This window comes from Lactobacillus sp. A27 (assembly GCF_016742815.1).
Classification (GTDB): Bacteria; Bacillota; Bacilli; order Lactobacillales; family Lactobacillaceae; genus Lactobacillus; species Lactobacillus gallinarum.
In genome coordinates this window covers 1,272-24,327 of record NZ_JAEHNT010000103.1, presented here as the reverse complement: position 1 = coordinate 24,327, position 23,056 = coordinate 1,272, and the positions used below count along the sequence as shown (strand labels likewise).

Genomic DNA, 23,056 nt, shown 5'->3' with positions numbered 1-23,056 from the left:
GAAATCTCAATGCAAAGAGTCGTAATTACAGGAATGGGAGTCATCGCTCCTAATGGAAATGGCTATGAAAACTTTGTCAACAATAGTTTGGCAGGTAAAATCGGCATTAAAAAGATTAGTAAATTTGATGCGAGTGAAACTGGGATTACGGTTGCCGGCGAAATAGATGACTTTGATCCTAAAGAATACGTTGGTAAAAAAGAGGCTCGCCGAATGGATCTGTATTCTCAATATGCAGTACAAACTGCATCAGAAGCAGTGAAGATGGCCGGAATCAATGAAGAAAATACTAAGCCTGAAGATTTAGGTGTGATTTTTGGTTCAGGTATCGGTGGATTAACTACAATTGAACAACAAGTTATTCGCATGCATGATAAAGGTCCACGTCGAGTTTCTCCATTTTTTATCCCTATGGCTATTGCTAATATGGCAGCCGGAAATATTTCAATTCGTTTTAATGCACAAAATATTTCTACCTCAATTGTGACTGCTTGTGCTTCGGGTACTAATTCGATCGGTGAAGCTTATCGCCAAATTCGTGAAGGCCGAGCTCAAGCAATGATTACTGGTGGTAGTGAGGCGACTGTCAATGAAACAGCAATCTCCGGTTTTGCTGCTTTGACTGCTTTATCACAAAATACAGATCCTGACCGTGCTTCTTTGCCTTTTGATCAAGATCGAAATGGTTTTGTCTTAGGCGAAGGCAGTGGAGCAATGGTTTTAGAAAGCTTGGAACATGCACAAAAGCGTGGTGCCAAGATTTTAGGAGAAATTGTTGGCTACGGTACAACAAGTGATGCCTACCATATTACATCACCTGATCCAGATGGTAAAGGCGCAGCTCGTGCAATGCAAATGGCAATTGATGAAGCTGGGATTACGCCGGATGAGATAGGTTATATTAATGCACATGGTACAGCAACTCATGCTAATGATAGCGGAGAAAGCAAGGCTATTAATCAGGTATTTGGATCAGATAGCAGCGTGCGCGTTTCTTCAACTAAGGGCATGACAGGACACTTGTTAGGTGCAGCTGGCGCAATTGAAGCCGTAATTACTGTAGCAGGTTTGATGAAAGATAAGTTTCCAATGAATGTGGGATGTTTTAATCAAGATCCTGAGTGTTCAATTAATTTAATTAATCAAGATAATCAAAGCTTTTCTACTGAATATGCGATTTCTAATTCCTTTGGCTTTGGAGGACATAATGCTGTATTAGCATTTAGAAAATGGAGTGAAAATTAATGGATTTGCAAGCAATTTCAAGTTTAATGGATCAGTTTGAAGATTCTGATATTAGAGAATTGAAAATTGACGAGGGTGATTTTCATTTTTACTTGAGTAAAAACAAGATTAATAAGATGCAAAGTAAACCTGCTCCAGTAGTTGAAAATAAAGAACCAGCTTCTAAAACATTAGCTAAATCTGAAGATACTGAAGTGGAAAGTACTTCTGATGCTAAGGATGCGGCAGTTAAGGCTCCAATTGTGGGTATTGTTTATCTGCAAGCAAAACCAGGTCAACCAGCCTTTGTAAAGGTGGGTGAGCACGTAGAAAAAGGTCAAACTGTTTGCATCATTGAAGCCATGAAGATGATGACAGAAATTAAGAGTACTTTAACTGGAACGGTAACAGCAATTAATGTTGAGAACGAAGATTTAGTTGAAGTCGATCAACCCTTGATTTCAGTAAAGGAAGATTAAAATGGCTAAAGAATTAGACATTGCTGCTATAGAAAAAATTATTCCGCACAGATACCCGATGCTTTTGATAGATCGTGTAATTGATCTTGAAGAAGGAAAAAGTGCTACAGCGATTCATAATGTGAGTTTTAGTGAAAAGTTTGTGCAAGCTTCTTCAAAAAGTGATCCAGCTTTCCCCTCGCTGCTAATTGTTGAAGCAATGGCTCAAACTGGAGCGGTAGCTCTTTTGAGTACTTCAGATTTTCAGGGCAAGACTGCATATTTTGGTGGTATTCAAAAAGCTGATTTTATGAGAGAGGCTCGTCCAGGTGATCAAGTAGTGTTAAAAACTGAATTAACCAAGATTCGCAAAAATATTGGTGTAGGTAAAGGCATTGCTACTATAGATGGACACAAGATTGCAGAAGCAGAATTAACATTTATGATTGGCTAGGTGAAATTGATGTTTAAAAAAGTTTTAGTAGCAAATCGAGGCGAAATTGCAGTTCGCATTATTCGTTCGCTAAAAGAGATGAATATTAAGACTGTCGCAATTTACTCAACTGCTGATCGTGATAGTTTGCATGTACAGCTTGCTGATGAAGCAGTCTGTGTAGGAAGACCGCAGCCTACTGATTCATATTTGAATATTAAAAATATTTTAGCAGCAGCTGTAGGGACAGGTGCGGAAGCAATTCATCCAGGTTATGGTTTTTTGTCAGAAAGTGCTGAGTTTGCCCAGATGTGCACTGATTGCGGCTTGATTTTTATCGGACCAAAAGCTGAAACAATTGATCGCATGGGAAATAAGGAACATGCACGTCAAACTATGGTTGCTCACCGTGTACCAGTTACTCCAGGTAGTACTGGTTTTATTACTTCAGCTGATGAAGCTAAGCAAATTGCGGAAAAAATAGGCTATCCAGTTTTGTTAAAGGCAGCAGCTGGCGGTGGCGGTAAAGGCATTCGCCAGGTTACAAAACCCGAAGAAATGGCTGCCGCATTAGCCTCTGCTCAAAGCGAAGCTAAAAATGATTTTGGTGATGATCGCATGTATTTGGAAAAAGTTATGCAAAATGTAAAGCATATTGAGGTCCAAATTTTTAGGGATAGTTTTGGTCATACTGTGTACTTCCCGGAGCGAGACTGTTCATTGCAGAGAAATAAGCAAAAGGTGCTTGAAGAGAGTCCTTGTGAGTTAATTACTCCTGCTGAACGAAAGCATTTGGGTGAAATTGCAGTCAAAGCAGCAGAAGCAGCAGATTATGTAAATACTGGTACCATTGAGTTTTTAATGGATCAAGACCATCATTTTTATTTTATGGAAATGAATACTCGTATTCAGGTTGAACACACTGTTACTGAAATGGTTACGGGTGTTGATCTAGTAAAAGCTCAGATTATGGTTGCTGCAGGTCAAGAGTTGCCTTTTACTCAAGCTGATTTAAAGGTAAAGGGACATGCAATCGAATGCCGCATTAATGCGGAAGATCCGGCCAATAATTTTATGCCTTCAGTAGGGAATATTGATTATCTTTATTTACCAATTGGCAATCCAGGGATGCGAATCGATACTGCACTTTATCAAGGCGGCATGATTTCACCATTCTATGATTCGATGATTGCCAAGGTAGTAGCTTTCGGTCAAACTCGTACAGAAGCAATTGCTAAAATGGAACGGTTGTTAAAAGAAATGGTTATTCGCGGAATTACTACAAACCAAGAATTTCATTTAGCAATTTTAAAGGATCCTGGATTTAAGAGCAGCAAATTTACTAATACTTATTTAGAGAAGGAATTTTTACCTAAATGGAAGGAGCGTGCACATGGTCAAGCTGTTTCCGCATAAAAATACGTTAACTGAAAAGCATGTGAAGGCGAATAAAGTTGCCGATGATCGCGTTCCTGATGGCATACTTAAGAAATGTCCGAAGTGTCATACTGAAATTTTTGCTAATCAGTTAGATTCATATTTGACCTGCCCTAATTGTGATTATGGTTTTAGAATTCCCGCTAAAAAGCGAATTGAATGGTTAGTCGATGATTTTGAGGAATGGGACAGCGAGATTTCGCCTTCAGATCCACTCAAATTTCCCAATTATGATCAAAAGATAGCTAAAGCAAAGAAAAATAGTGGCCTTAATGAAGCTGTTTTGACAGGACAGGCTAAGATTGACGGTCAAAGCTTTGCACTAGGCATCATGGATCCCACCTTTATTATGGGTTCATTAGGTCAAATGACTGGTGAAAAAATTACCCGTTTATTTGAAAAAGCTACAAAAAAAGGATTGCCTGTTGTTTTATTTACTGCATCTGGTGGTGCCCGCATGCAAGAAGGTATCTTATCATTAATGCAAATGGCTAAAGTATCCAATGCCGTTGCTAAGCACAGTCAAGCTGGTCTTTTGTATATTGCTGTTTTAACTGATCCAACTACTGGAGGAGTAACTGCCAGTTTTGCGACAGAAGCAGACATAACTCTAGCTGAACCACATGCAATGGTTGGCTTTGCCGGTCGACGTGTAATTGAGCAAACAATCCACCAAGAGATTGCTCCTGATTTGCAGGATGCGGAGAATGTGCTTAAACACGGCTTTATTGATCATATAGTCAAAAGACAAGATGAAAGAAGCACAATCGAGTGGCTTTTGAAGTTTGGTGGTGAAGCAAATGACTAAGAAAGCAATGGAAGTTGTTCAGGCAGCTAGGGATGAAAAACATATCTCAGGTCATGAATTAAGAAAAGTCCTTTTTCCAGATTTCTTTGAATTGCATGGTGATGGCTTAAGTGGTGATGATCCAGCAATTGTTGGCGGATTAGCAACGTTTCATGGTCAACCGGTAACTGTCATTACTACTAGTCGCGGCCATAGTCTAAATGAACGAATGGAAAAGCACTTTGGCCAACCAGAGCCTAGTGGATATCGCAAAGCTTGTCGCTTAGTAGAAAATGCAGCCAAGTTTCATCGACCAGTATTTTTATTTGTAGATACTGCGGGTGCTTATCCAGGTAAAAGTGCAGAAGAAAATGGCCAAGGTGAAGCAATTGCGCAAAATCTTTTGCGTATTGGCCAAGCTAAAACGCCAATTATTACCATAATATATGGTGAAGGTGGATCAGGCGGTGCTTTAGCTCTTGCCTGTGGTGACGGAGTGTGGATGCTAGAAGATAGTATTTATTCTGTTTTGTCTCCTGAAGGTTTTGCTTCTATTTTATGGAAAGATGCTAAAAAAGCAGCAGAAGCTGCGGAAGTGATGCGGTTAACACCAAAGGATCTGTTACGGCAAAAGGTAATTGAAGGTATTATTGACGAGCCAGCAGACCATCTGCAAGTATGTCAAAATATTGAGCAAGTTTTACAAACTGAATTAGATAAGCTGCAAAATTTATCTGCTGAAGAGCTATTAGTAAGACGTTATGAACGTTTTAGAAAGTTTTAGGTGAAAAAATGAGTGGTATCTTAACAGGAAAGAAAATTTTGGTAATGGGCGTTGCTAATAATCGTTCTATTGCTTGGGGATGTGCACAAGCAATGGAGCAGCAAGGCGCAGAAGTGATTTATACATATCAAAACGAACGCTTAAAGAAATTTATTTCCAAGTTAGTAGCGGATGAAAATCGTTTAATTGAATGTGATGTTGCCAATGATGAAAGTATTGCCAACGCTTTTGATCTTATTAAGAGTCGTTTTGGTAAAATCGATGGAATTGTTCATGCCATTGCTTTTGCTAAAAAAGAAGAACTTGGCGGCTCGATTCTTAATTCAACTCGCGCAGGTTTTAGTCAAGCTCTAGATGTTTCCGCATATTCATTACTCGCTGTTGCCAAAGAAGGAGCTGCTATTTTAAATAATCCTGCCAGCATTGTTACATTAACTTATATGGGTAGCGATCGTGCCTTGCCTAATTACAATACTATGGGCATTGCTAAGGCAGCTCTTGAATCTAGTGTCCGCTATTTGGCACGTGATTTAGGTAAAGCAGGTGTTCGCGTAAATGCTATTTCAGCAGGGGCAATGAAGACTTTAGCGGTTTCTGGTATTAAAGGACATGCTGATTTATTGAAGATCTCTCAAAGCGAAACCGTTGATGGTGTGAATGTCACTAAAGAAGAAGTTGGAAATACTTGTGCCTTCCTAATGAGTGATCTAGCAACTGGTTTAACTGGTGACGTGATTTTTGTTGATAAGGGTGTTCACTTAAGATAAAATGCAAGTTTATCAATATGATCAGGTTGAATCTACACAAGATTTGGCTAAAGATTATTTGAAAAATAAAAACAAGAAAAAAGCGGCTTTTGTTGCCCAAAGCCAAACTAATGGTTATGGCAAACGAGGTCGCTTTTTCTATTCGCCCGCTCAAACAGGAATTTATTTTAGTATGGCTTTTCCTAATTTTGAAATTGTACGGGAAAAAATCAATTTATTAACGCCATGTATAGCCACCAATGTAGTTGATGTGCTCAGAAAATTTTATCCTCAAAAAGACTTCCGTTTGAAATGGGTTAATGATATTTATTTAAAAAATAAAAAGGTAGCAGGTATTTTAACGGAATATGAGAATAGTGGCTTAATAATTGGTGTCGGCATCAATATCGCAACGCACGATTTTCCAGAGCAGATAAGATTCAAAGCAGGGTACATTTCGGATACTCTTTTTGAGCATAAAAAAATGACCAATGAACTTTTACAAGCAGTTGATTTAGCAAGTAAAAATTATGGTCAAAATCAGTTTATGGAGCAATATCGCAAACTATCTTGGCTCATAGGTAAAAGAGTAAATCTTAAGCTGGGTAAAAAAGAAGTGACAGGACTAGTTAAGACTATTGATGATGCAGGAAAGTTGGTTATTTTAACAAATAATGAAGCTCATAGCTTTTCGAGTGGAGAAGTGACTAAGGTTGAGTTAACTTAAATTCCGTAGTTTCAACATAGAGCATCATATTTTTGCGGTAGTAGTTCAGAGATTTAAGAGGGATGCGCAATGTTTTGAGGATTTTTTCGTCTGAGAGCTTAGGATTAGATAGAATTGAGTAAACAAAGCTCATGCGTAATTTATGACTAGTTAGTTGCATACCAATTAGATCACGATCTGGTGCGATTTTTTGATTGATATTAAAATCTGAAGCATAGTGATCGCCATTTTTGGTTGCAAAAATATATGGGTTAGCATCTTGTGAAAAGTCAGTATAGGCTTGTAGATACTTCTTTAATTGTGAATCAGAAACTTGATCAAGCAGAGTGTTAATGCGCATAGTTAATATTTCAGCTGGCTTGTAGCCGAGTGAAATAGCTGTCATCATCTTAATAGTTTCTGGATGTAATTTAGTCATTTTAGTCAATTCTGACAAATGATCTATCCAGTTGATAACGTACTTTTGTTTACGATCAAATTTATTTCCACGTAATGTGAAAAGTGGGTAGGAATTTATAAAGCCATATTCGGCCAAAAAGACAAAATACATTTTTAAGTGACTGAGATACTTGTTAACTGTATTGCTCTTGAAGTGCATCTTTTGTTCAAGAGAATCTAAAAAGTTGCGAATGTCGCTCGTGGTAACTTCATTGATAGAAGCACTGGGGCCGATATTAGTGGCGTAATAATTCCAAAAAGTAGTGATTGATTTAGCAGCAAGTGCAATGGTAGAAGGCGCTAACTGCTTTTTTTGTTTGCAATATGTTTGAAATTTATCTGCATAGGGAAACATTGCAAAATCCTTTCTTGAATTTTTTATTTTATTATATCATATCATTCTTAAGTAGGTTGTTACTAAATTCTACTTTAAAAATAAAAAGCTAGGTTTCACTTCGTTCAACCTAGCAAATCAAAAAATAGTAACTTGCGAAACCTGAAATTAAGTTGTATCATCATATTTGTTAACTAAATAGGTGATGACGTTCACCATTAACCGAGAAATCTAATGACGTCTACTTTGCCTTAAGGGGCGGAGTGGACGTTTTTCGTTTGGGGGAATGTTTTTAATGAAAATTAGCAATTATATTAGTATAGCCTGTTTTGCCTTTTTTGGTGGCATGGCGCGCTATAGCTTAAATGCTCAATGGAGTTTTTATGGTACCTTCTGGGGAAATATCATAGGTTGTTTTTTATTAGCCTTTTTCACTTACTTTTTTATGGAATTTAAAGATTTCCGTCAATGGTTAACTGTAGGAATTGGTACGGGCTTTGTGGGGGCTTTTACAACGTTTTCTACTTTTAATTTAGATATTTTAAAAAATATTCAAGTCGGTTTACCATTGACTGCTTTAATTTATTTTTTGAGTTCAATTATTTTTGGCTTTATTTTTGCCTTTTTAGGTATGAGAATCGGCAAAAATGTGGGAATGTTGCTTAGAAAGGAAGATTAAAGTGGAGATTCTATTAGCAGGACTTGGTGCGTCAATTGGTGCGATGATTAGATATGCAATAACTAATTATGGTAAAAAACATTGGGAATGGATAGGTAAACAGTTTTCTAATTTGCCAACTCCCACATTGTTTATTAACTCAACGGGGGCACTTATTTTAGGCATTATATTTGGTCTTGGAACCAATGTCTTTTTCTATTCCTTAGTTGGAACCGGTGTATTAGGCGGTTATACAACTTTTTCGACAATGAATACTGAATTAGTTGAATTATATAAAAGTAGAAATTACCATGGCTTGATTCTTTATGCAGTGACCTCATATCTGGGGGGAGTAATTTTAGTTTTCATAGGCTTTTGGATAGGACAACTGTGTAAATAGATTCAATAATTAAGTTATTCTAAATATGTAGTATATTCATTAATAATATGTCACTTAAGAAATAAAATCTTTATTAAAGATGTAATAGAGTGATATAGAAATGGAAAAAACAATGAGACAACACGTTCCTGAATTAACTGATGATATTGGTAATGATGAATTTTTGGATTTAATTGTAGATTGCTTTCATTCAGCAATTTTTGGTACAGTAGATGAAAACGGAGAGCCACATACCAATGTTATAGACATCGATTTTAATGAAAATGGTCGCTTAATTTTCGCTACTACGAATCAAAAAAGTTTTTACCGTAATCTAAAAAGACATAATCGTGTATCTATCACAGCATTACGTGGTCGAAAAACTTTAACTAGCGTAGGTTTTACTTTGCAAGGATATGTTGATGAAATTAGTCCGTCTTATTTGAATAAAATTTTTGAAATTAAGCCGGAAATGCATCATATCTATGCAAATAAGACAGAAGACTTTGATACATTAAGAGCTTTTGCATTAACACCTGTGATTGGATCAGTGTATGATTTACGTGATAAAAAAGTTTTTCAAAAGCAATTCGATTTTATCAACCAAAACAAAGAGGAGATGGCTTAGAGCCATCTCCTTTTTTATTATATATTCATTTCACGTTTTTCTTCGCGCTTACGTAGCCATGGAAGCAAGAATCCTAAACCGAAGAGAACAATTACCGTAATGATATTCATAAGTAATTGGTGGTTAAATGCAGCACTACCAAATGTTGCCTCAGCTTCTTGAGGAATGAATCCTAAAGTTGCACAGATGAAAGTGAAGATCAAGCACCACCAGCCCATAATTAGAGCACCAGTCTTGTTTTTGATAAAGACATAATCTGAATGGAACTTTTCTTGGTGCATGCGAAGCATAACAAAGGCGAAGAATACCCAGCAGGTCTTGTATGGTGAAATAATACCGTTAATATTTAACAACCAGTTATAAATTGAGTTGATGTTTGGCAAAGTACCAGTAAGTAAAAGCAAGAATAAAGCCAAGCCACAGGTCAAAGTGTAAGAGTGAACTGGACGACCAGTCTTGTCCTTTTTACCAGTAAGCCATTTAGGCATGTATCTGTCGGCAACGTCACCAGCAAATACACGACTTGAAGCATCAAGTAAAACAGCAAGTTGGGCCATCATGAAGATAGCTTGAACGACTGCAAAGATGTACATTAAGACCTTGCCCCAGCCTAAACTTTCACCTAAAAGTTGGAAAGCGTAGTAAGGACCATTCATCTTGAAGTCATGTGGGATGTGGTGTGCGTTAAAGAACATTGCTAAAGCTAGGGTACCAAAGATAGTTAAGAAACCAGTCATTAATGCCAACATCCACATTGCTTTAGGAAATTCGTGCTTAGGATTACGCATTTGCACAATGTAAGGAGCAGCAAGTTCAGCACCGGACATAGCAAAAATTAATAATCCGGTGGTAGAGAAGTAACGCAAACTAAATGATGGTTTGAATGCACCCCAGTTAAATGGTTGCGTGGCAATATGATGACCATGCATTACTGCCCAAACAGCAAGTAAAACAAAGAGCATGGACATGATGAACATTGCACCACCACCGATTAATGAGAGCAGTTCAAGTGAATTCTTAATGGCATTTTCAATCAAGATAAAGACTAAAATGATTACGAAAGTAAGAATTCCAAACCAGAAAGTAGACATATGCTTGTCTAGCGTGTTGTTTCCTAGAATAATCCAGGAGAATGACACGATGACTGAGTTAGAAACGTCAACTAAGTATGGTACAGTTTGAACCCAATACATCCAAGAAGTCCAGTAACCGAGAGTGTCATTAGATGAATGACGTACCCATGATGCTAAACCTCCGGCCTGATCTGTAAACGTTAATCCCATTTGACTGGACATAAGAGCATAAGGAATAACGTAGGCAAATAAAAGGAAAATCCAAGATACAACTACAGATAACCCTTGGTTTTGAAATGGATAGAAGATGTTTTCAAAACTGATGATAGTAACAAAGTCGATTAATGCGATGACCGGCCAGCTCATATAATGTTTTTTGCCGGGCTCAAAATTAATGGTTTCTATTTCCTCTGACATAAAAATATTTTCCTCCAAGTATTTATTCAATTACATTTAAATATCTTTATGTTCAGGGGGCGAACAGGGCAAGTGCACTTGTTTAAAACCTCCAATATTTATATAATATGTACCGTAATTTGTGAAGTGATTCAGAAACTACATAATACTGTAAAAAGATTATAAAGAATTATTTAAGTTTTGCAACTTGAATTCGTAATTTGTAATAAAAATGGAAAGGAAAAGCATGGATTTTTTGAAAATAGCGTTCGGAAGCGGCGTTAATTTAAGCAAAATAAAAAATTGGGAATCAGTTCCTATTGATCGAGTTAAAAATAGTGCAGAAATAGCTGCAATTGTAATTCAAAATAAAGATCCTAATGCGCAAAAGCAAGCCCAAGCGTTAAGAGATCAATCTGGCTTTTCTATTCCAATAATTGAAGTTGATAGGCAAGTTTCAACAGCTGATCGAGAAAAAATTGTTGATCTGGCAAAAAATTATGAACAGAAAATGGTGCCAGGTTTTTTGACTGATCTAATTAATTTTGCGCAGGCAAAACCGATTAGTTTTACTACCCCAGGTCACCATAATGGTCAGTATTATGATAAGCATCCAGCAGGTGTTGTTTTCAATAAGTTCTTTGGTAAGAATTTAATGTTTGCTGATACTAGTGATACTGTGCCTCAGCTGGGTGATACTATGACTCATGCAGGTACACCACTTGATGCTGAAAAATTAGCTGCAAAAACTTATCATGCAGATAAGGTTTACTTCTGTACTAACGGTACAACTAGTGCTAATTCAATTTGTGCCAGCGCACTTTTATCTGAAGGGGATTTGGTTTTATTTGATCGTAATAACCACAAGTCCTTGTATAACAGCGCATTGGTCATGAGCGGTGCTAAGCCGGTTTACATTTCAACTGATCGTAATGCTTTGGGGCTGATTGGTGAGATGGATCCTGACTTTTTGACTGAAGACAAAATTAGAGCTGAAGTAGCAAAAGTTGATCCAGAAAAAGCCAAGGCTAAGCGTCCATTTAGATTAGCAATAGTGCAGGCAGAAACCTATGATGGCGTATTCTATGATGCAAAATGGATTGTAGATCGAATTGGTAAACTTTGCGATTATATTTTGTTTGACTGTGCTTGGGGCGGGTTTGAAGAATTTGTACCAATTATGAGACACTTGTCACCGCTTCTTTTAAATCTGGGACCGGATGATCCGGGAATTTTAGTAACTCAATCCTTGCATAAGCAACAAGCAGGGATGGCTCAAGCTTCACAAATTTTGAAAAAGGATTCGCATATTAAAGGGCAAAAGCGTTATGTGGACCACAAACATTTCAATCATGCTTATTTGAAGTTTGTTACTTCTTCATATGCATATCCGTTATATGCATCCCTTACAGTAAATTCCTATGTCACTGCTGGTGAAGGAAACAAAAAGTGGTGGGCAGACACCCTACGCATGGGCATTGAATGGCGCCACAAGTTATTAAAGCAATCTAAATTGTTTAAGCCATTAGTACCTGACAATTTTGCTGAAATTCCTACTGCTGATTTAATGAATGAAGCTAAATACTGGAACATGAGTCAAGATGACGATTGGCATGGCTTTAGAAAAATGGACAGTGGTGAAGCTATGATCGATCCACTCAAGATTACAGTTAAAACTCCGGGCATTGATGTCAAAAATGCTAAGTATGAAGAAACCGGTATTCCTGGTGCGGTAGTTGCAGAATTTTTAATGGAAAATCATATTATTCGTGCCAAAAATGATTTGAATTCTTTGCTGTTTCTTCTAACACCTGGTGATTCACAAGAAGAATTAGATACTTTGCTGGATGCCTTCTTAAAATTTGAAAAGTATTATGATGAAGATGCTTTGGTAAAGGATGTTTTACCATTTTTATATCAAGAATATCCTGAGCGTTATCATGGTTATACGTTGAAGCAGCTCTGCCAGGAAATGCATGAGTATTATAAAGAAAATAAAACTTTTGTCCTGCAGCAAGAGTTGTTTGCTAAGCCTAATATGCAAAATTACCAAATGACACCGGCTGAAGCTGACCAACTCTTTAAGAAAGATCAAACAGAATTAGTTGATCTTGAAGATGTAGTGGGCAGAACGGCAGCTGAGGGTGCCTTGCCATATCCACCAGGGGTCTTTATCGTTGCACCAGGTGAAAAGTGGGGAGAGATCGATCAAAAATACTTTGAAGTTTTGGCTCATGCGATTGAAAAATTCCCAGGCTTTGTACCAGAAATTCAGGGCGTTTACTTAGAACCACAAGAAGATGGCAGCATAAAAGTGCAAGCTGAAGTTATCAAGGATAGATAAATTAAGGAGTAAGAAATGAGTTTTTCATGGAAAGAAAATTTACCACAAGAATTAAGTGATAAAGTTACTAAAGTAGAAAAAATGATCCAACCTCGCATTGATGAGATTGATGAACAAGTTTTATATAATCAACAACGTGTACTTGATTTGTTTAGAAAGCATCATGTTGGTGAAGAAGATCTCGTGCCTTCAACTGGTTATGGTTACGACGACATTGGCCGTGACAAGATCGAAGATATTTATGCCGATTATTTCAAGACTGATGATGCCTTAGTTAGACCACAATTCGGTTCAGGTACTCATGCCATCACTGTCGGTCTCTTTAGTATGTTGCGCCCAGGCGATACTCTTTACTATTTGACAGGTACCCCGTACGACACAATCCAAGAAGTAATTGGTCTTGCTGGTAATAAACCAGGCAACATGAAGGAATGGGGCATCAATTTCAAGACAACTGAATTAAAGAATGGCGAAGTTGACTATGAAAATGCTAAAAAAGATTTGCAAGACAAGTCAATTAAAGTAGTAGCCATTCAAAGATCTTTGGGTTATGCAACTCGTAAAACTTTTACTATGGACAAAATCAAAAAGATGCTTAAGTTCATCAAGGAAGTTCGTCCTGATGTTAACATCTTTATTGATAACTGCTATGGTGAATTTTCTGAATGTGAAGAACCAACTTTCTACGGCGCAGATATGATGGCAGGTTCACTTTACAAAAATGCGGGTGCTGGTTTAGTAAAGGGTGGCGCATTCTTAGTTGGTCGTCAAGACTTAATCGATGGAGCAGGTTCGCGTTTAACTGTTCCTGGTGCTGGTAAAGGTGAAGGCGCAACTTGGGGCTATTTACGTGATATCTACCAAGGATTCTTCATGGCACCACATACAACTGGTGAGGCACAAAAAGGAATGGTCTTTACAGCTGCATTGTTAGAAGAAATGGGGATGCAAGTATCACCAAAGTGGAGTGATCCACGAAGCGACATTGTGCAAACCGTAACCTTTGGTAAACCAGACCCAATGGTTAAATTCTGTGCGGCTATTCAACACTACTCACCAATGAACTCATTTGTTGATCCAATTCCATATCACCAAGATGGTTATGAAGATGAAGTTGTCATGGCATCAGGTTCATTTGTCGAAGGTTCAACTATTGAACTTTCTTCAGATGGTCCACTTCGTGATCCATACATGCTTTATATTCAAGGCGGTTTGTCTTATGCACATGATAAAATTGCGATTACGCATGCCGTTGAAGAAACCTTTTATAAGTAAATAAAGTTTTGACCAAATTAAAAGGCCTTGAGAAATTCTCAAGGCTTTTTGTAATGCTCTATATTTATTTATCTTCTTGTAAAATTTCATTAATCTTCTGCACGGCTTCATTTGACCCTATCAAAGTGATCCGATCATGCGGATTAATAATGTCAGTAGCAAGAGGAACTTGATTCAATTTACCATTATGAGTGATGCCGATGATGTTCACATCGTAATTTTTACGGAAGTCCAAGTCACCTAATGATTTGTTAAAAAAGCTAGGGTTTTCAACGCTAACTTCGACTAAAGATACGTTTTTAGAAAGATTGAAATAGTTGACGACATTAGGATGAAGCTGATGAAAAATCAATTGTCTGGCCATATCTTGTTCAGGTTCAATAACGTGATCAGCTCCGATCTTTTCTAGAACTAAACGGTGATTATGATTATTAGCTCGGGTAGTAACATCTGGTGCGCCAATCTTTTTAGCTAACATAGTAGTGATAATACTACCTTCCACGTTTTCGCCCATAGTAACGAAAACGTGATCAAAAGAACCGATATCAAGATCACGTAATTCCTCTTCATCAGTGGCGTCAGCAATTACAGCATGTGTAACCAAATGAGCGACATCATTAACGACCTCTTCATTTGAATCTACTACTAAAACATCTTGATCAGCTTGTAAAAGCGCCATGGTCAGTGCCATGCCAAACTTTCCTAAACCAAAAACTGCAAAACTTTGTTGTTGATGTAAATTAGCCAATGATAATTTCCTCCTCTGGGTAACGATAACTTTGTTTAGCAGGATGAGATTTGAAAATAGAATACATAAAAGTATAAATGCCAACTCGTCCGATAAACATTAAAGCAATAATAATAATTTTTCCAAATAAATTAAGGTGTGGAGTAAGACCGAGAGTTAATCCAACGGTACCAAATGCAGAAACTGCTTCAAAAACTGCTTCGATAATGCCATTATGAGGTGAGAGTGGTTGCGTCATAGTTAGCAATAGTGTCGCAAAAATAATTAATAAAATTGCAGAGCAAAATAGGGTTAGGGCACGATTAATATTATTACGAGTGAAGCGACGATGAGAAAATGATGCTTCTTTTCCAGTAAAGGTTGCTAAACTCTGTAAGAATAAAATCCCTATTGTTGACGTTTTAACACCACCCGCAGTAGATCCAGGAGCTCCACCAATGAACATTAAGATAATAGTAATTACAATGCCAGCTGCACTAAGCTTAGTATAAGGAATTAAAGCAAAACCAGCTGTTCTTGGCGTTACTGCTAAAAATAATGTGTTGAAAAATCTCTGAACGGCGTTGAGATTGCCATCAAATTGTTTAAGATTTTGTTCACTAATTAAGAAACCGATTATTGATAATATTAAAATAATTATGCCAACTGTTAATACCAATCGAGTATGTAAGGTAAGCTTATGATGAATGTGATATGTTAACAAGTCACGCCATACTAAGAAACCAAATGAACCAGCACCGATTAAAAGCATAATAATAGTTAGAAAATAGGGATTATTATTAAACTGTTCAAGAGATGGTCCGAATAAATCAAATCCTGCATTACAGTAAGCTGTTATCGAATGAAAGATGCTATACCAAATACCTTTTCCTATCCCTAATCGCGGCTTTAAAGCGATAAAGAGTAATATTGCCCCTATCAGTTGAACGACCAAGGAAAGTTTAATAATCAATTGTACTATTCGAAGTTGAGAAGGACGATTAAGGTTTAATGCTTCTCCAGTTAGCATTCTTGCGCCTAAACTCATTCGTTGATGAGCAAAATTACTGAGCATAACTGCAAAAGTCATGAACCCTAAACCGCCCACTTCGACCAGAATCATGATAATTAATTGACCAAAGAATGACCATTGTGTTGCTGTTGTAACTGTACTCAATCCTGTAACACAAACCGCTGAAGTAGCAGTAAAAAGTGCATCAGAATAATTAGTTGTTTGTCCCGCTTTATTTGCAAAAGGTAGTGATAATAAAATGCTTCCGATAATTATCAGAGTTAAAAAACCAATAGTTAAAGCGAGTGAGAATGTGATACGTCGATGAAAAAGATGTATCAATTTTTTTCCTTCTTTCTTACATATAGTACTTCAATTATAATCCTTAATGGACTCTGCTAAAATAAAGAAAATGTTTCAAATAAGTTAGGAAAATTTATGAATCCAGAACAAATTTTAAAACAAACTTTTGGCTATTCTAGTTTTCGTCCCGGTCAAAAGAAAGTAATTGATTTAATTTTAAATAGAAAAAATGTCTTGGCAGTTATGCCAACAGGTGCAGGTAAATCGCTTTGCTATCAAGTTCCTGCTTTAATGAATCCTGGTATTACGCTGGTTATTTCACCGTTAATTTCTTTAATGAAAGATCAAATTGATTCTCTAAAACAAAATGGTATTAACGCCGCGGCATTGAATTCAACCACCCCGCAAGAAGAAGTAAATCCTATTTTACGTCAGGCATATGAGGGAAAAATCAAACTAATTTATATTACGCCTGAGCGTTTGACGATGGATTATTTTAGATATCAGCTTAACTTCTTGGATGTTGATTTGGTCGCAGTGGATGAAGCGCACTGTATTTCACAGTGGGGCCACGATTTTCGTCCGGCTTATAGACAAATTTTTGAAGGAATTAATTCTCTTAAAAGTAAGCCGAATATTTTAGCATTGACGGCAACCGCTACTCCAGCGGTTCAAGATGATATTGGACAACAGTTAAATATCCAACGAGAGAACTTTATTATTACTTCATTTGCTCGTCCCAATATCAGTTTTAAGGTGGTTAATTCTCCGCAAAATACTCAGCTTTACATTGCGCAATACATTAAGGCTCATCCTGATGAAGCCGGGATTATTTATACTAATACTCGTAAAAAAGTTGAATCTTTAACGGATTATCTTGCTAAAAAAGAAATTTCAGTAGGCGCTTATCATGGCGGGATGAATGCAAAAGAAAGATCACAAGTGCAAGAGGCGTTTCAATTTGATGAATTTCAAGTAATTGTGGCGACCAACGCTTTTGGTATGGGAATTGATAAAAGTAATGTCCGCTTTGTAGTTCATGCATCAAGTGCTCGCAACATTGAAAGCTATTATCAAGAAGCTGGTCGAGCCGGCCGAGATGGTGAAGAAAGTGAAGCAGTGATGATTTACCATCCAGGGGATTTGCACCAGTATCGCTATTTTATTGAAGAATCAGATGCAGATCAAAAATATAAGGAATTACAATATCAAAAATTCCAGGCGATTACTGATTACGTAAATACCGGTGAATGTCTGCAACAATTTATTGTGCGCTATTTCGGTCAAGATTGTCCGCCTTGTGGTAAATGTTCAAATTGTCTTAATCAAGGTGATTTGAAAGATATCACTACTGATGCCCAAAAGGTTATTGCGTTAGTTTATGAACTTGATGGACGTTTTGGTAAAAATGTCGTAGCTCAATGTTTAGTTGGTTCGACTAATCAGCGGATGCGGGAAATGCATGCGGAGCAATACGAACATTTTAATAGCTTAAAAGTCAGTCAAAAAGAGGCTGTAAGTTTGATTGACTATTTAATTGCCTCTGGATATTTAAAAATTGAAGGGACAAAATACCCTTTGCTCCATGTAACTAACCGCGGCTGGGATGTTTTAGATGGAAAAGCTATAGTAAAACGGCGGATCAGTAAGATTCAAAAGAAGAAGCAAATTTTTGATGAAGATGAAAATGTGAGTCTATTTGACGCTTTGAGAGAAAAACGCAAAGAACTAGCTAAAAAACAAAGAGTTCCTGCATTTATGATCTTTTCGGATCGTAGTTTACATGATATGGCCAAAATTAAGCCACAAAATGAAAATGATTTTTTAGAGGTAAGTGGTGTTGGTCAAGCTAAATTGAAAAAATATGGTCACACAATGCTTAATGTAATTAGACAATTTATAAATTAATAGGTTATTCTTTTTACATTGGCGGCTATAATTGGTAAATTATGATTATAAGGCTATTTATATCTATAAAATAATTAAAGGAAGGGCTAATTATGGCTAAGAAAACGTTAATTTTGTATTATTCATGGTCGGGCAATACTAAGAAATTAGCAGAAAAGATTCATACTCAAATTTCAGATAGTGATCTTAAGGAAGTCGATGCTGTTGACGGCACTTTTGATGCGGATCAATATAAAACCAATGATATCGCTTTAGATCAAATCCAAGCCAATAGTTTTCCAGATATTAAGCTAGATAATATTGATTTTAATAATTATGATTTAATTTTAATTGGTAGTCCTGTTTGGTCAGGCTATCCAGCAACTCCAATCAAGACCTTATTAGATCAAATGAAGGGATATCAAGGAGAAGTAGCCTCATTCTTTACTTCCGCAGGAGCTAATCGCAAGGCATATGTTAACCACTTTAAAAAATGGGCTAAAGATTTAAATGTGATTGGCGTAGCTGAAAATGACAGTAAAATCACTGAATGGGTAAATTAATTTTAGTTTCAATAAAATCAAAACAAACCACTTTATATTTCTTATTTAATCTGTTATCATAATAGCGGAGCGTGTGATGAGCGCTCCGAGGATGAAAAGGCTAGGCAAGATGTCTCTTATGGCATTTGCTGATAGGAAGAATTTGAAGGTGTAGAAAAGCCACTAAGGACATTTTCCTTAGTGACTTTTTTTGTGCATAAAAAAACGCTAGAAAACTAGCGTTTTGGTTTTAAAAGTTATTTTTAGAAGTTCTAGGAGTAACTTTATCCCAGATAGCATCGATAATGCCAACCCACATTGCTCCAAGAGCAACAGAGCCACAAACATCTGATGGGAAGTGAGCATAAAGATATACTCTTGAAATCATGACTAAAATCAGCCAAACGATTAATAAAACATTCAACCAAATCTTGGCAGTTCTATTTCTTACTAATGCTGGGATTAAAATCATCATTAACCAAAAGACGATAATTGCCATTCCTAATGTGTGACCACTAGGAAAACTGAAGCCATCATCTACGGCCAAGTGTTGCACAGGGCGGGCACGTTGAATAATGTGTTTTACCACCCATCCAAAAGCATCTGCAGTAATTAAAGTAATTACGATACTAAGCGAAAGAGGGCGTTGCTTTTTAATCCATAAAATAATGGCGATTAAAATCATCCATACTAAATCAACTTTAGTATCTGCTAAAAAAGTAATCTTTTTCATAATGCCTTGTAGATTAGGAATGGTATGAACAATTTGTTCAAAGAAGTTGTCAAAACCATTAATCCAGCTGGCATGAATCATGATTGAGATTGCCAAGATCAAAAAGACAGGCAATCCAATACAAATAGCTGTAATATTTTTCTTTTGCATTTTTTCCTCTTTAATATATTATTTTTTAACAACAGTAACGAGTTTATCATATAATTATTATTAATGATCAAAAAATTAAAAAGAATGCGGAAAAATAATTATGGAAGAAAATACTAAGAACATGCTCGCTGGTAAACCATATCGCCCTGATACCAAAAAATTGGGACATTTTTCTAGTTTGGCACATCGTTTATCACGAGATTATAATTTGACAACTGATGAAGATAAGTTAGAAAGAAAAGCTATTATTGATCGGCTTTTTCCGGATCACGGAGAAGGTGTTTATTTGCAAGGACCGATCGAGGTAGATTATGGTCGCTTTACTAAATTAGGTGATCATTTTTATGCTAATTTTAATTTAACGATTCTGGATACTTGTCCAATTACCATTGGTGATAATGTGATGTGTGGCCCTAATGTTACTTTTGCTACACCTTTGCATCCCTTACTACCTGAACAAAGAAATCCTAGAATGCAAGCAGATGGCAAAATGGCAGATATTGAATATGGTGCACCTATTAAGGTAGGGAATAATTGCTGGTTGGCCAGCAACGTTACTGTTTGTGCAGGAGTGACGATTGGCGACAACTGTGTAATTGGAGCAGGTGCTGTAGTTACGCATGATATTCCAGATAATTCCTTAGCAGTGGGAGTTCCAGCTAAAGTTATCCGCAAAATTACGGAAAAAGATCATTTAGATGACTATCCATATTAAGTATGAATAATTTTTATCTAATCTGTAACTTCACTTAAAAAAATAAATGCTAATATATTTTATAAAGAACTGATCGATTCTGGAGGGAATTAAAACGAAAAAAATTAATTTAAGAAAGGCATTAATTAAAACAGCCGCTTCACTTACTGTGGCTGCCTCTTTACCAATAGGTGGGTTAGCAGCCGCTAATCAAGTAAATGCCGCAAGTTATAATCAAACTGAAATGCGTAGTTTTGTTAGAAGTACACTGGCTAATTATTATGCACGAGGTACTACCGTAATTATTAAAGATGGTCATCCACAACAAATTAGTTATGGCTATGGCTATTATGGCAAGCGTCTTGGTGCTGGAAATAGAAAGGTTGTTTATCCTGTTTGTTCATTGCAAAAGGTAATTACGGCTGCAATGATTACACAATTAATCTATGCCGGAAAGTTTAATCAAGATACTAAAATTTCAACTTGGTATCCCAACTTAAAGGGCTCATCAGATATTACCGTTGGTAATTTGATGACGCACACTTCAGGACTTAAGGCTAGTGACACGGAAGTTAACCGTGGGTCCGTAGTTTCTGAAGCTAGTGCCATCAATTGGGTGGTTGATAAGTTAAATTCTACTAGTCAAAATAAACCAGGCAATTTTTCTTATAATAATACCAACTATATTTTGTTAGCAGGAATTATTCGTCAAGTTACAGGCAAATCATATAAAGATAATGTTAAAGAACGAATTATTAATCCACTTAATTTAAAGAGAACTTACTTCTTGGAAGATGTTCCAGCTGGTATGACTGATGGTATTTCTTATACCTGGAATCGGAAAAATTATCAATGGGCACAATATGTTAAAAAACAACAAGCTTCTCAATTAGTTGGTGCAGGTAATTTGTTCTCTACACCAATGGATTACTACCGTATTCAAGTTGGACTTACAAATGGAAAGATTTTGAATAAAACCGAGTATAATTACATGACTAACTTGAGTTCTAAATCTCCAAATGGTTATTCAGGTGGTATGTATATCAAGAATAACGGAGCCTTGAAGTCAGCATATGGTAACTTATACAACACTCACTTTGGTAATTGGATTCAAATGACATCTGATAATCAAAATGGCTTAATCATGTTTTTAAATCAAACTCAAAATGACGAAAATAGAAACAAAGCAATTGGTTACCAAATTTTAAATCATATCAAACCAAATACATTTAATGCACGTTAAATTTTAATGTTTCCTGCTATTAACTATGTTAAGCTAATAGCAGGATTTTTTGATTGGAGTGAAAAAATGATTGATGGGGGAGTATTAATCAGTCAAGATTTATCATGTATGGGGCAAGTTTCATTGAGTGTTGCCCTGCCAATTTTGGGTGCATGTGGGTTGAAGCCCACTGTATTACCGACTGCAATTTTATCAACGCATACTGGTGGTTTTGGCAATAATACATATTTAGATTTAAGTCATGAAATGACTCAAATCACTAAACATTGGCAAGAATTAGATATAAGTTTTAAAGCAGCGTATTTAGGTTATTTAGGTGAAAATGCATTAGATTTTTGGCTGCAAAATAAAGAGTTACTTAGTCAAAAAATTATTTTAATAGATCCGGCGATGGCGGATCATGGCAAAATGTATCGTGGCTTAAGCCAGCAGTATATTGAAAAAATGCGGCAATTGGTTACTAAGGCTACAATTTTAACGCCAAATATTACTGAAGCTGCATTTTTATTAGGAAAAAAAGCTGAAGAGAATTCCATTCAAACGGCTACAAGTTTAGCGCAAGAATTATCGACTAAATTTGATATTCCTAATGTAATTATCACTGGAATAGATTTGTCAGATGAAAAAATCGGAGAAGTGGGCATTACTGAAGGAAAAGAATGGTCACTAACCCAGAGAAGATTGCCAGGAAGCTTCTTTGGTACCGGCGACATTTTTACAAGTGTCTTTTTAGCGGCATTTATGCATCAATATAGTTTAAAAGAAAGTTGTTCTATTGCGGCTGATTTTGTGGAACGAGCTATTTTGAATACTCCTAAGCAAGATCCGCGTTTAGGGCCGAATTATGCGGCAGGATTAAGTTGGCTATTAGAAAAGGTGGGGAATAGAAAATAATGAAAACAGATAAAAATTCTTTACAAGCATTGATTTTTACCGGATTATTTGCAGCAATTATTTATATTGGTATCTGGGTCTTACGAATTCCTGTACCTGCTATGGTAGGTCGACCATTTATTCATTTTGGCAATACTTTGACGGCAGTAGCTATTCTTTATTTGGGTTATCGCAATGGGATGATTGCCGGAATTATTGGTTTAGGTGGTTTTGATTTATTAAATGGTTATGCTGCTACATCATGGCTCACTATGCTTGAAGTTGTTGTGGTTGCGACAGTTTTGAGCTTAATTTTTAAAGGGATGAATTATCAAGATAGTAAGAAGAATATTATCATTTTAGGTATTGTTGCCGGTGTGACTAAAATTTTTACTACATATTGCGTTTCAATTGTTGAAGCATTAATGGTAGGAACGAGCTTGCAAGTAGCATATATTGGTGCATTTGTAAGTTTGCCTGCAACCGTAATTAACTCAATTTCAACTGCAATTTGTACGCCAATATTATATTTTGCATTGAAGGATGCGACGAGAGTTATCATGAAAAAGGCCAAATAAAAACATAAGATTTTACACATATGTTCTTGGGTGCTATATTTAAACTATTAGCTTACTTATGGGAATAAAGGTAGAATAGTATGAACGAGGATCTAAAAAGAAAAAATAAACGAAGCAATCTAATCATATTAATAGTTGGTATTTTAGTTGTGGTCGGCATTATTGCAGGTTTTGGTATTCACAATCATCGTGT

At 36.4% G+C, this 23,056-nt stretch carries 24 protein-coding genes and 1 riboswitch; of the genes, 19 read left to right on the top strand and 5 right to left on the bottom strand.

The annotated features are described in order from the left end of the window. Positions 1-9: 9 nt before the first annotated feature. From fabF to JEM49_RS09375, 8 genes are read left to right on the top strand one after another with little or no spacing between them, the layout of a single operon-like run. On the top strand, positions 10-1,245 hold the full coding sequence (gene fabF / locus JEM49_RS09410; RefSeq protein ID WP_087176167.1) for a beta-ketoacyl-ACP synthase II: 1,236 nt from the start codon (positions 10-12) through the stop codon (positions 1,243-1,245). Beyond that, complete coding sequence (accB, locus tag JEM49_RS09405) at positions 1,245-1,703, top strand: acetyl-CoA carboxylase biotin carboxyl carrier protein (RefSeq protein WP_201874784.1); 459 nt, start codon at positions 1,245-1,247, stop codon at positions 1,701-1,703. Before fabF ends, accB begins: the two co-directional genes overlap by 1 nt. A gap of 1 nt (position 1,704) precedes the next feature. Continuing rightward, positions 1,705-2,136, top strand: a complete 432-nt coding sequence (fabZ, locus tag JEM49_RS09400) for a 3-hydroxyacyl-ACP dehydratase FabZ (protein ID WP_191335398.1) — start codon at positions 1,705-1,707, stop codon at positions 2,134-2,136. Between the two features lie 9 nt (positions 2,137-2,145). Further along, on the top strand, positions 2,146-3,531 hold the full coding sequence (gene accC / locus JEM49_RS09395) for an acetyl-CoA carboxylase biotin carboxylase subunit (RefSeq protein ID WP_201874782.1): 1,386 nt from the start codon (positions 2,146-2,148) through the stop codon (positions 3,529-3,531). Next, positions 3,509-4,360 carry an acetyl-CoA carboxylase carboxyltransferase subunit beta gene (locus JEM49_RS09390; RefSeq protein ID WP_087235563.1) on the top strand — a complete coding sequence of 284 codons (852 nt, stop codon included), beginning with the start codon at positions 3,509-3,511 and terminating at the stop codon, positions 4,358-4,360. The genes accC and JEM49_RS09390 overlap by 23 nt, the downstream gene beginning before the upstream one ends. Then, complete coding sequence (gene accA, locus JEM49_RS09385; RefSeq protein WP_201874780.1) at positions 4,353-5,123, top strand: acetyl-CoA carboxylase carboxyltransferase subunit alpha; 771 nt, start codon at positions 4,353-4,355, stop codon at positions 5,121-5,123. Before JEM49_RS09390 ends, accA begins: the two co-directional genes overlap by 8 nt. A gap of 8 nt (positions 5,124-5,131) precedes the next feature. Then, entirely contained in the window at positions 5,132-5,890 is a 759-nt protein-coding gene (fabI, locus tag JEM49_RS09380) for an enoyl-ACP reductase FabI (RefSeq protein WP_201874778.1), read from the top strand. 1 nt (position 5,891) lies between these two features. Next, the gene (locus tag JEM49_RS09375; RefSeq protein ID WP_087235560.1) at positions 5,892-6,596 is read left to right on the top strand and encodes a biotin--[acetyl-CoA-carboxylase] ligase; all 705 of its coding nucleotides are present in this window, start codon (positions 5,892-5,894) and stop codon (positions 6,594-6,596) included. Here the strand turns inward: JEM49_RS09375 and JEM49_RS09370 are convergent. After that, complete coding sequence (locus tag JEM49_RS09370; protein ID WP_201874776.1) at positions 6,577-7,389, bottom strand: tyrosine-type recombinase/integrase; 813 nt, start codon at positions 7,387-7,389, stop codon at positions 6,577-6,579. The two genes, JEM49_RS09375 and JEM49_RS09370, sit on opposite strands and share 20 nt — an antisense overlap. A gap of 171 nt (positions 7,390-7,560) precedes the next feature. Then, positions 7,561-7,619, top strand: a riboswitch (Fluoride riboswitch). 44 nt (positions 7,620-7,663) lie between these two features. Here JEM49_RS09370 and JEM49_RS09365 point away from each other — a divergent pair. The 3 genes from JEM49_RS09365 to JEM49_RS09355 all read left to right on the top strand — a co-directional run bounded on the left by JEM49_RS09365 (position 7,664) and on the right by JEM49_RS09355 (position 9,033). Then, positions 7,664-8,047: a fluoride efflux transporter FluC gene (locus JEM49_RS09365; RefSeq protein WP_201874774.1), complete on the top strand. Its 384-nt coding sequence runs from the start codon at positions 7,664-7,666 to the stop codon at positions 8,045-8,047. A gap of 1 nt (position 8,048) precedes the next feature. Beyond that, entirely contained in the window at positions 8,049-8,426 is a 378-nt protein-coding gene (crcB, locus tag JEM49_RS09360) for a fluoride efflux transporter CrcB (protein WP_201874772.1), read from the top strand. Positions 8,427-8,538: 112 nt separating this feature from the next. Then, positions 8,539-9,033, top strand: coding sequence for a pyridoxamine 5'-phosphate oxidase family protein (locus JEM49_RS09355; protein WP_025005767.1), 495 nt, complete (start codon positions 8,539-8,541; stop codon positions 9,031-9,033). Between the two features lie 17 nt (positions 9,034-9,050). Here JEM49_RS09355 and JEM49_RS09350 read toward each other — a convergent pair whose 3' ends face one another. Beyond that, positions 9,051-10,523 (bottom strand): APC family permease, encoded by a 1,473-nt coding sequence (locus JEM49_RS09350; protein ID WP_201874770.1) that lies wholly within the window; start codon positions 10,521-10,523, stop codon positions 9,051-9,053. A 226-nt stretch (positions 10,524-10,749) separates the two neighbouring features. Between JEM49_RS09350 and JEM49_RS09345 the strand changes: the two genes are divergently transcribed. Together JEM49_RS09345 and JEM49_RS09340 are read left to right on the top strand one after the other, a co-directional pair. Beyond that, positions 10,750-12,846, top strand: a complete 2,097-nt coding sequence (locus JEM49_RS09345; RefSeq protein ID WP_201874768.1) for a putative ornithine decarboxylase — start codon at positions 10,750-10,752, stop codon at positions 12,844-12,846. A 15-nt stretch (positions 12,847-12,861) separates the two neighbouring features. Beyond that, positions 12,862-14,121: a methionine gamma-lyase family protein gene (locus JEM49_RS09340; RefSeq protein WP_014918875.1), complete on the top strand. Its 1,260-nt coding sequence runs from the start codon at positions 12,862-12,864 to the stop codon at positions 14,119-14,121. 64 nt (positions 14,122-14,185) lie between these two features. On the opposite strand, the gene JEM49_RS09335 is transcribed toward JEM49_RS09340, so the two are convergent. Both JEM49_RS09335 and JEM49_RS09330 read right to left on the bottom strand, forming a co-directional pair. After that, complete coding sequence (locus JEM49_RS09335) at positions 14,186-14,869, bottom strand: potassium channel family protein (protein ID WP_087176153.1); 684 nt, start codon at positions 14,867-14,869, stop codon at positions 14,186-14,188. Then, a complete protein-coding gene (locus JEM49_RS09330) occupies positions 14,862-16,202 on the bottom strand; it encodes a TrkH family potassium uptake protein (protein WP_201874766.1) in 1,341 nt (446 codons plus the stop codon). Before JEM49_RS09330 ends, JEM49_RS09335 begins: the two co-directional genes overlap by 8 nt. 96 nt (positions 16,203-16,298) lie before the next feature. Between JEM49_RS09330 and recQ the strand changes: the two genes are divergently transcribed. Next, a complete protein-coding gene (recQ, locus tag JEM49_RS09325; protein ID WP_201874764.1) occupies positions 16,299-18,071 on the top strand; it encodes a DNA helicase RecQ in 1,773 nt (590 codons plus the stop codon). 92 nt (positions 18,072-18,163) lie between these two features. Continuing rightward, a complete protein-coding gene (locus JEM49_RS09320) occupies positions 18,164-18,613 on the top strand; it encodes a flavodoxin family protein (RefSeq protein ID WP_025005773.1) in 450 nt (149 codons plus the stop codon). 229 nt (positions 18,614-18,842) lie between these two features. Here the strand turns inward: JEM49_RS09320 and JEM49_RS09315 are convergent, their stop codons facing one another. Then, positions 18,843-19,475, bottom strand: coding sequence for a phosphatase PAP2 family protein (locus JEM49_RS09315; protein WP_025005774.1), 633 nt, complete (start codon positions 19,473-19,475; stop codon positions 18,843-18,845). 100 nt (positions 19,476-19,575) lie between these two features. Between JEM49_RS09315 and JEM49_RS09310 the strand changes: the two genes are divergently transcribed. The 4 genes from JEM49_RS09310 to JEM49_RS09295 all read left to right on the top strand — a co-directional run bounded on the left by JEM49_RS09310 (position 19,576) and on the right by JEM49_RS09295 (position 22,863). Continuing rightward, a complete protein-coding gene (locus JEM49_RS09310; protein ID WP_201874762.1) occupies positions 19,576-20,190 on the top strand; it encodes a sugar O-acetyltransferase in 615 nt (204 codons plus the stop codon). Positions 20,191-20,314: 124 nt separating this feature from the next. Next, entirely contained in the window at positions 20,315-21,412 is a 1,098-nt protein-coding gene (locus JEM49_RS09305) for a serine hydrolase domain-containing protein (protein ID WP_098043694.1), read from the top strand. 66 nt (positions 21,413-21,478) lie between these two features. Continuing rightward, complete coding sequence (locus tag JEM49_RS09300; RefSeq protein ID WP_191451601.1) at positions 21,479-22,306, top strand: pyridoxamine kinase; 828 nt, start codon at positions 21,479-21,481, stop codon at positions 22,304-22,306. Then, the gene (locus JEM49_RS09295; protein WP_087176709.1) at positions 22,306-22,863 is read left to right on the top strand and encodes an ECF transporter S component; all 558 of its coding nucleotides are present in this window, start codon (positions 22,306-22,308) and stop codon (positions 22,861-22,863) included. Before JEM49_RS09300 ends, JEM49_RS09295 begins: the two co-directional genes overlap by 1 nt. The last annotated feature ends 193 nt before the right edge of the window (positions 22,864-23,056 follow it).

Coding starts and splice junctions, on each gene's coding strand:
- JEM49_RS09370 (WP_201874776.1), bottom strand. CDS start 7,389: ATGTTTCCCTATGCAGATAAATTTCAAACATATTGCAAACAAAAAAAG.
- fabF (WP_087176167.1), top strand. CDS start 10: ATGCAAAGAGTCGTAATTACAGGAATGGGAGTCATCGCTCCTAATGGA.
- fabI (WP_201874778.1), top strand. CDS start 5,132: ATGAGTGGTATCTTAACAGGAAAGAAAATTTTGGTAATGGGCGTTGCT.
- JEM49_RS09390 (WP_087235563.1), top strand. CDS start 3,509: ATGGTCAAGCTGTTTCCGCATAAAAATACGTTAACTGAAAAGCATGTG.
- JEM49_RS09295 (WP_087176709.1), top strand. CDS start 22,306: ATGAAAACAGATAAAAATTCTTTACAAGCATTGATTTTTACCGGATTA.
- accB (WP_201874784.1), top strand. CDS start 1,245: ATGGATTTGCAAGCAATTTCAAGTTTAATGGATCAGTTTGAAGATTCT.
- JEM49_RS09365 (WP_201874774.1), top strand. CDS start 7,664: ATGAAAATTAGCAATTATATTAGTATAGCCTGTTTTGCCTTTTTTGGT.
- JEM49_RS09375 (WP_087235560.1), top strand. CDS start 5,892: ATGCAAGTTTATCAATATGATCAGGTTGAATCTACACAAGATTTGGCT.
- recQ (WP_201874764.1), top strand. CDS start 16,299: ATGAATCCAGAACAAATTTTAAAACAAACTTTTGGCTATTCTAGTTTT.
- JEM49_RS09300 (WP_191451601.1), top strand. CDS start 21,479: ATGATTGATGGGGGAGTATTAATCAGTCAAGATTTATCATGTATGGGG.
- fabZ (WP_191335398.1), top strand. CDS start 1,705: ATGGCTAAAGAATTAGACATTGCTGCTATAGAAAAAATTATTCCGCAC.
- accA (WP_201874780.1), top strand. CDS start 4,353: ATGACTAAGAAAGCAATGGAAGTTGTTCAGGCAGCTAGGGATGAAAAA.
- accC (WP_201874782.1), top strand. CDS start 2,146: ATGTTTAAAAAAGTTTTAGTAGCAAATCGAGGCGAAATTGCAGTTCGC.
- JEM49_RS09340 (WP_014918875.1), top strand. CDS start 12,862: ATGAGTTTTTCATGGAAAGAAAATTTACCACAAGAATTAAGTGATAAA.
- JEM49_RS09315 (WP_025005774.1), bottom strand. CDS start 19,475: ATGCAAAAGAAAAATATTACAGCTATTTGTATTGGATTGCCTGTCTTT.
- JEM49_RS09320 (WP_025005773.1), top strand. CDS start 18,164: ATGGCTAAGAAAACGTTAATTTTGTATTATTCATGGTCGGGCAATACT.
- JEM49_RS09355 (WP_025005767.1), top strand. CDS start 8,539: ATGAGACAACACGTTCCTGAATTAACTGATGATATTGGTAATGATGAA.
- JEM49_RS09350 (WP_201874770.1), bottom strand. CDS start 10,523: ATGTCAGAGGAAATAGAAACCATTAATTTTGAGCCCGGCAAAAAACAT.
- JEM49_RS09310 (WP_201874762.1), top strand. CDS start 19,576: ATGGAAGAAAATACTAAGAACATGCTCGCTGGTAAACCATATCGCCCT.
- JEM49_RS09345 (WP_201874768.1), top strand. CDS start 10,750: ATGGATTTTTTGAAAATAGCGTTCGGAAGCGGCGTTAATTTAAGCAAA.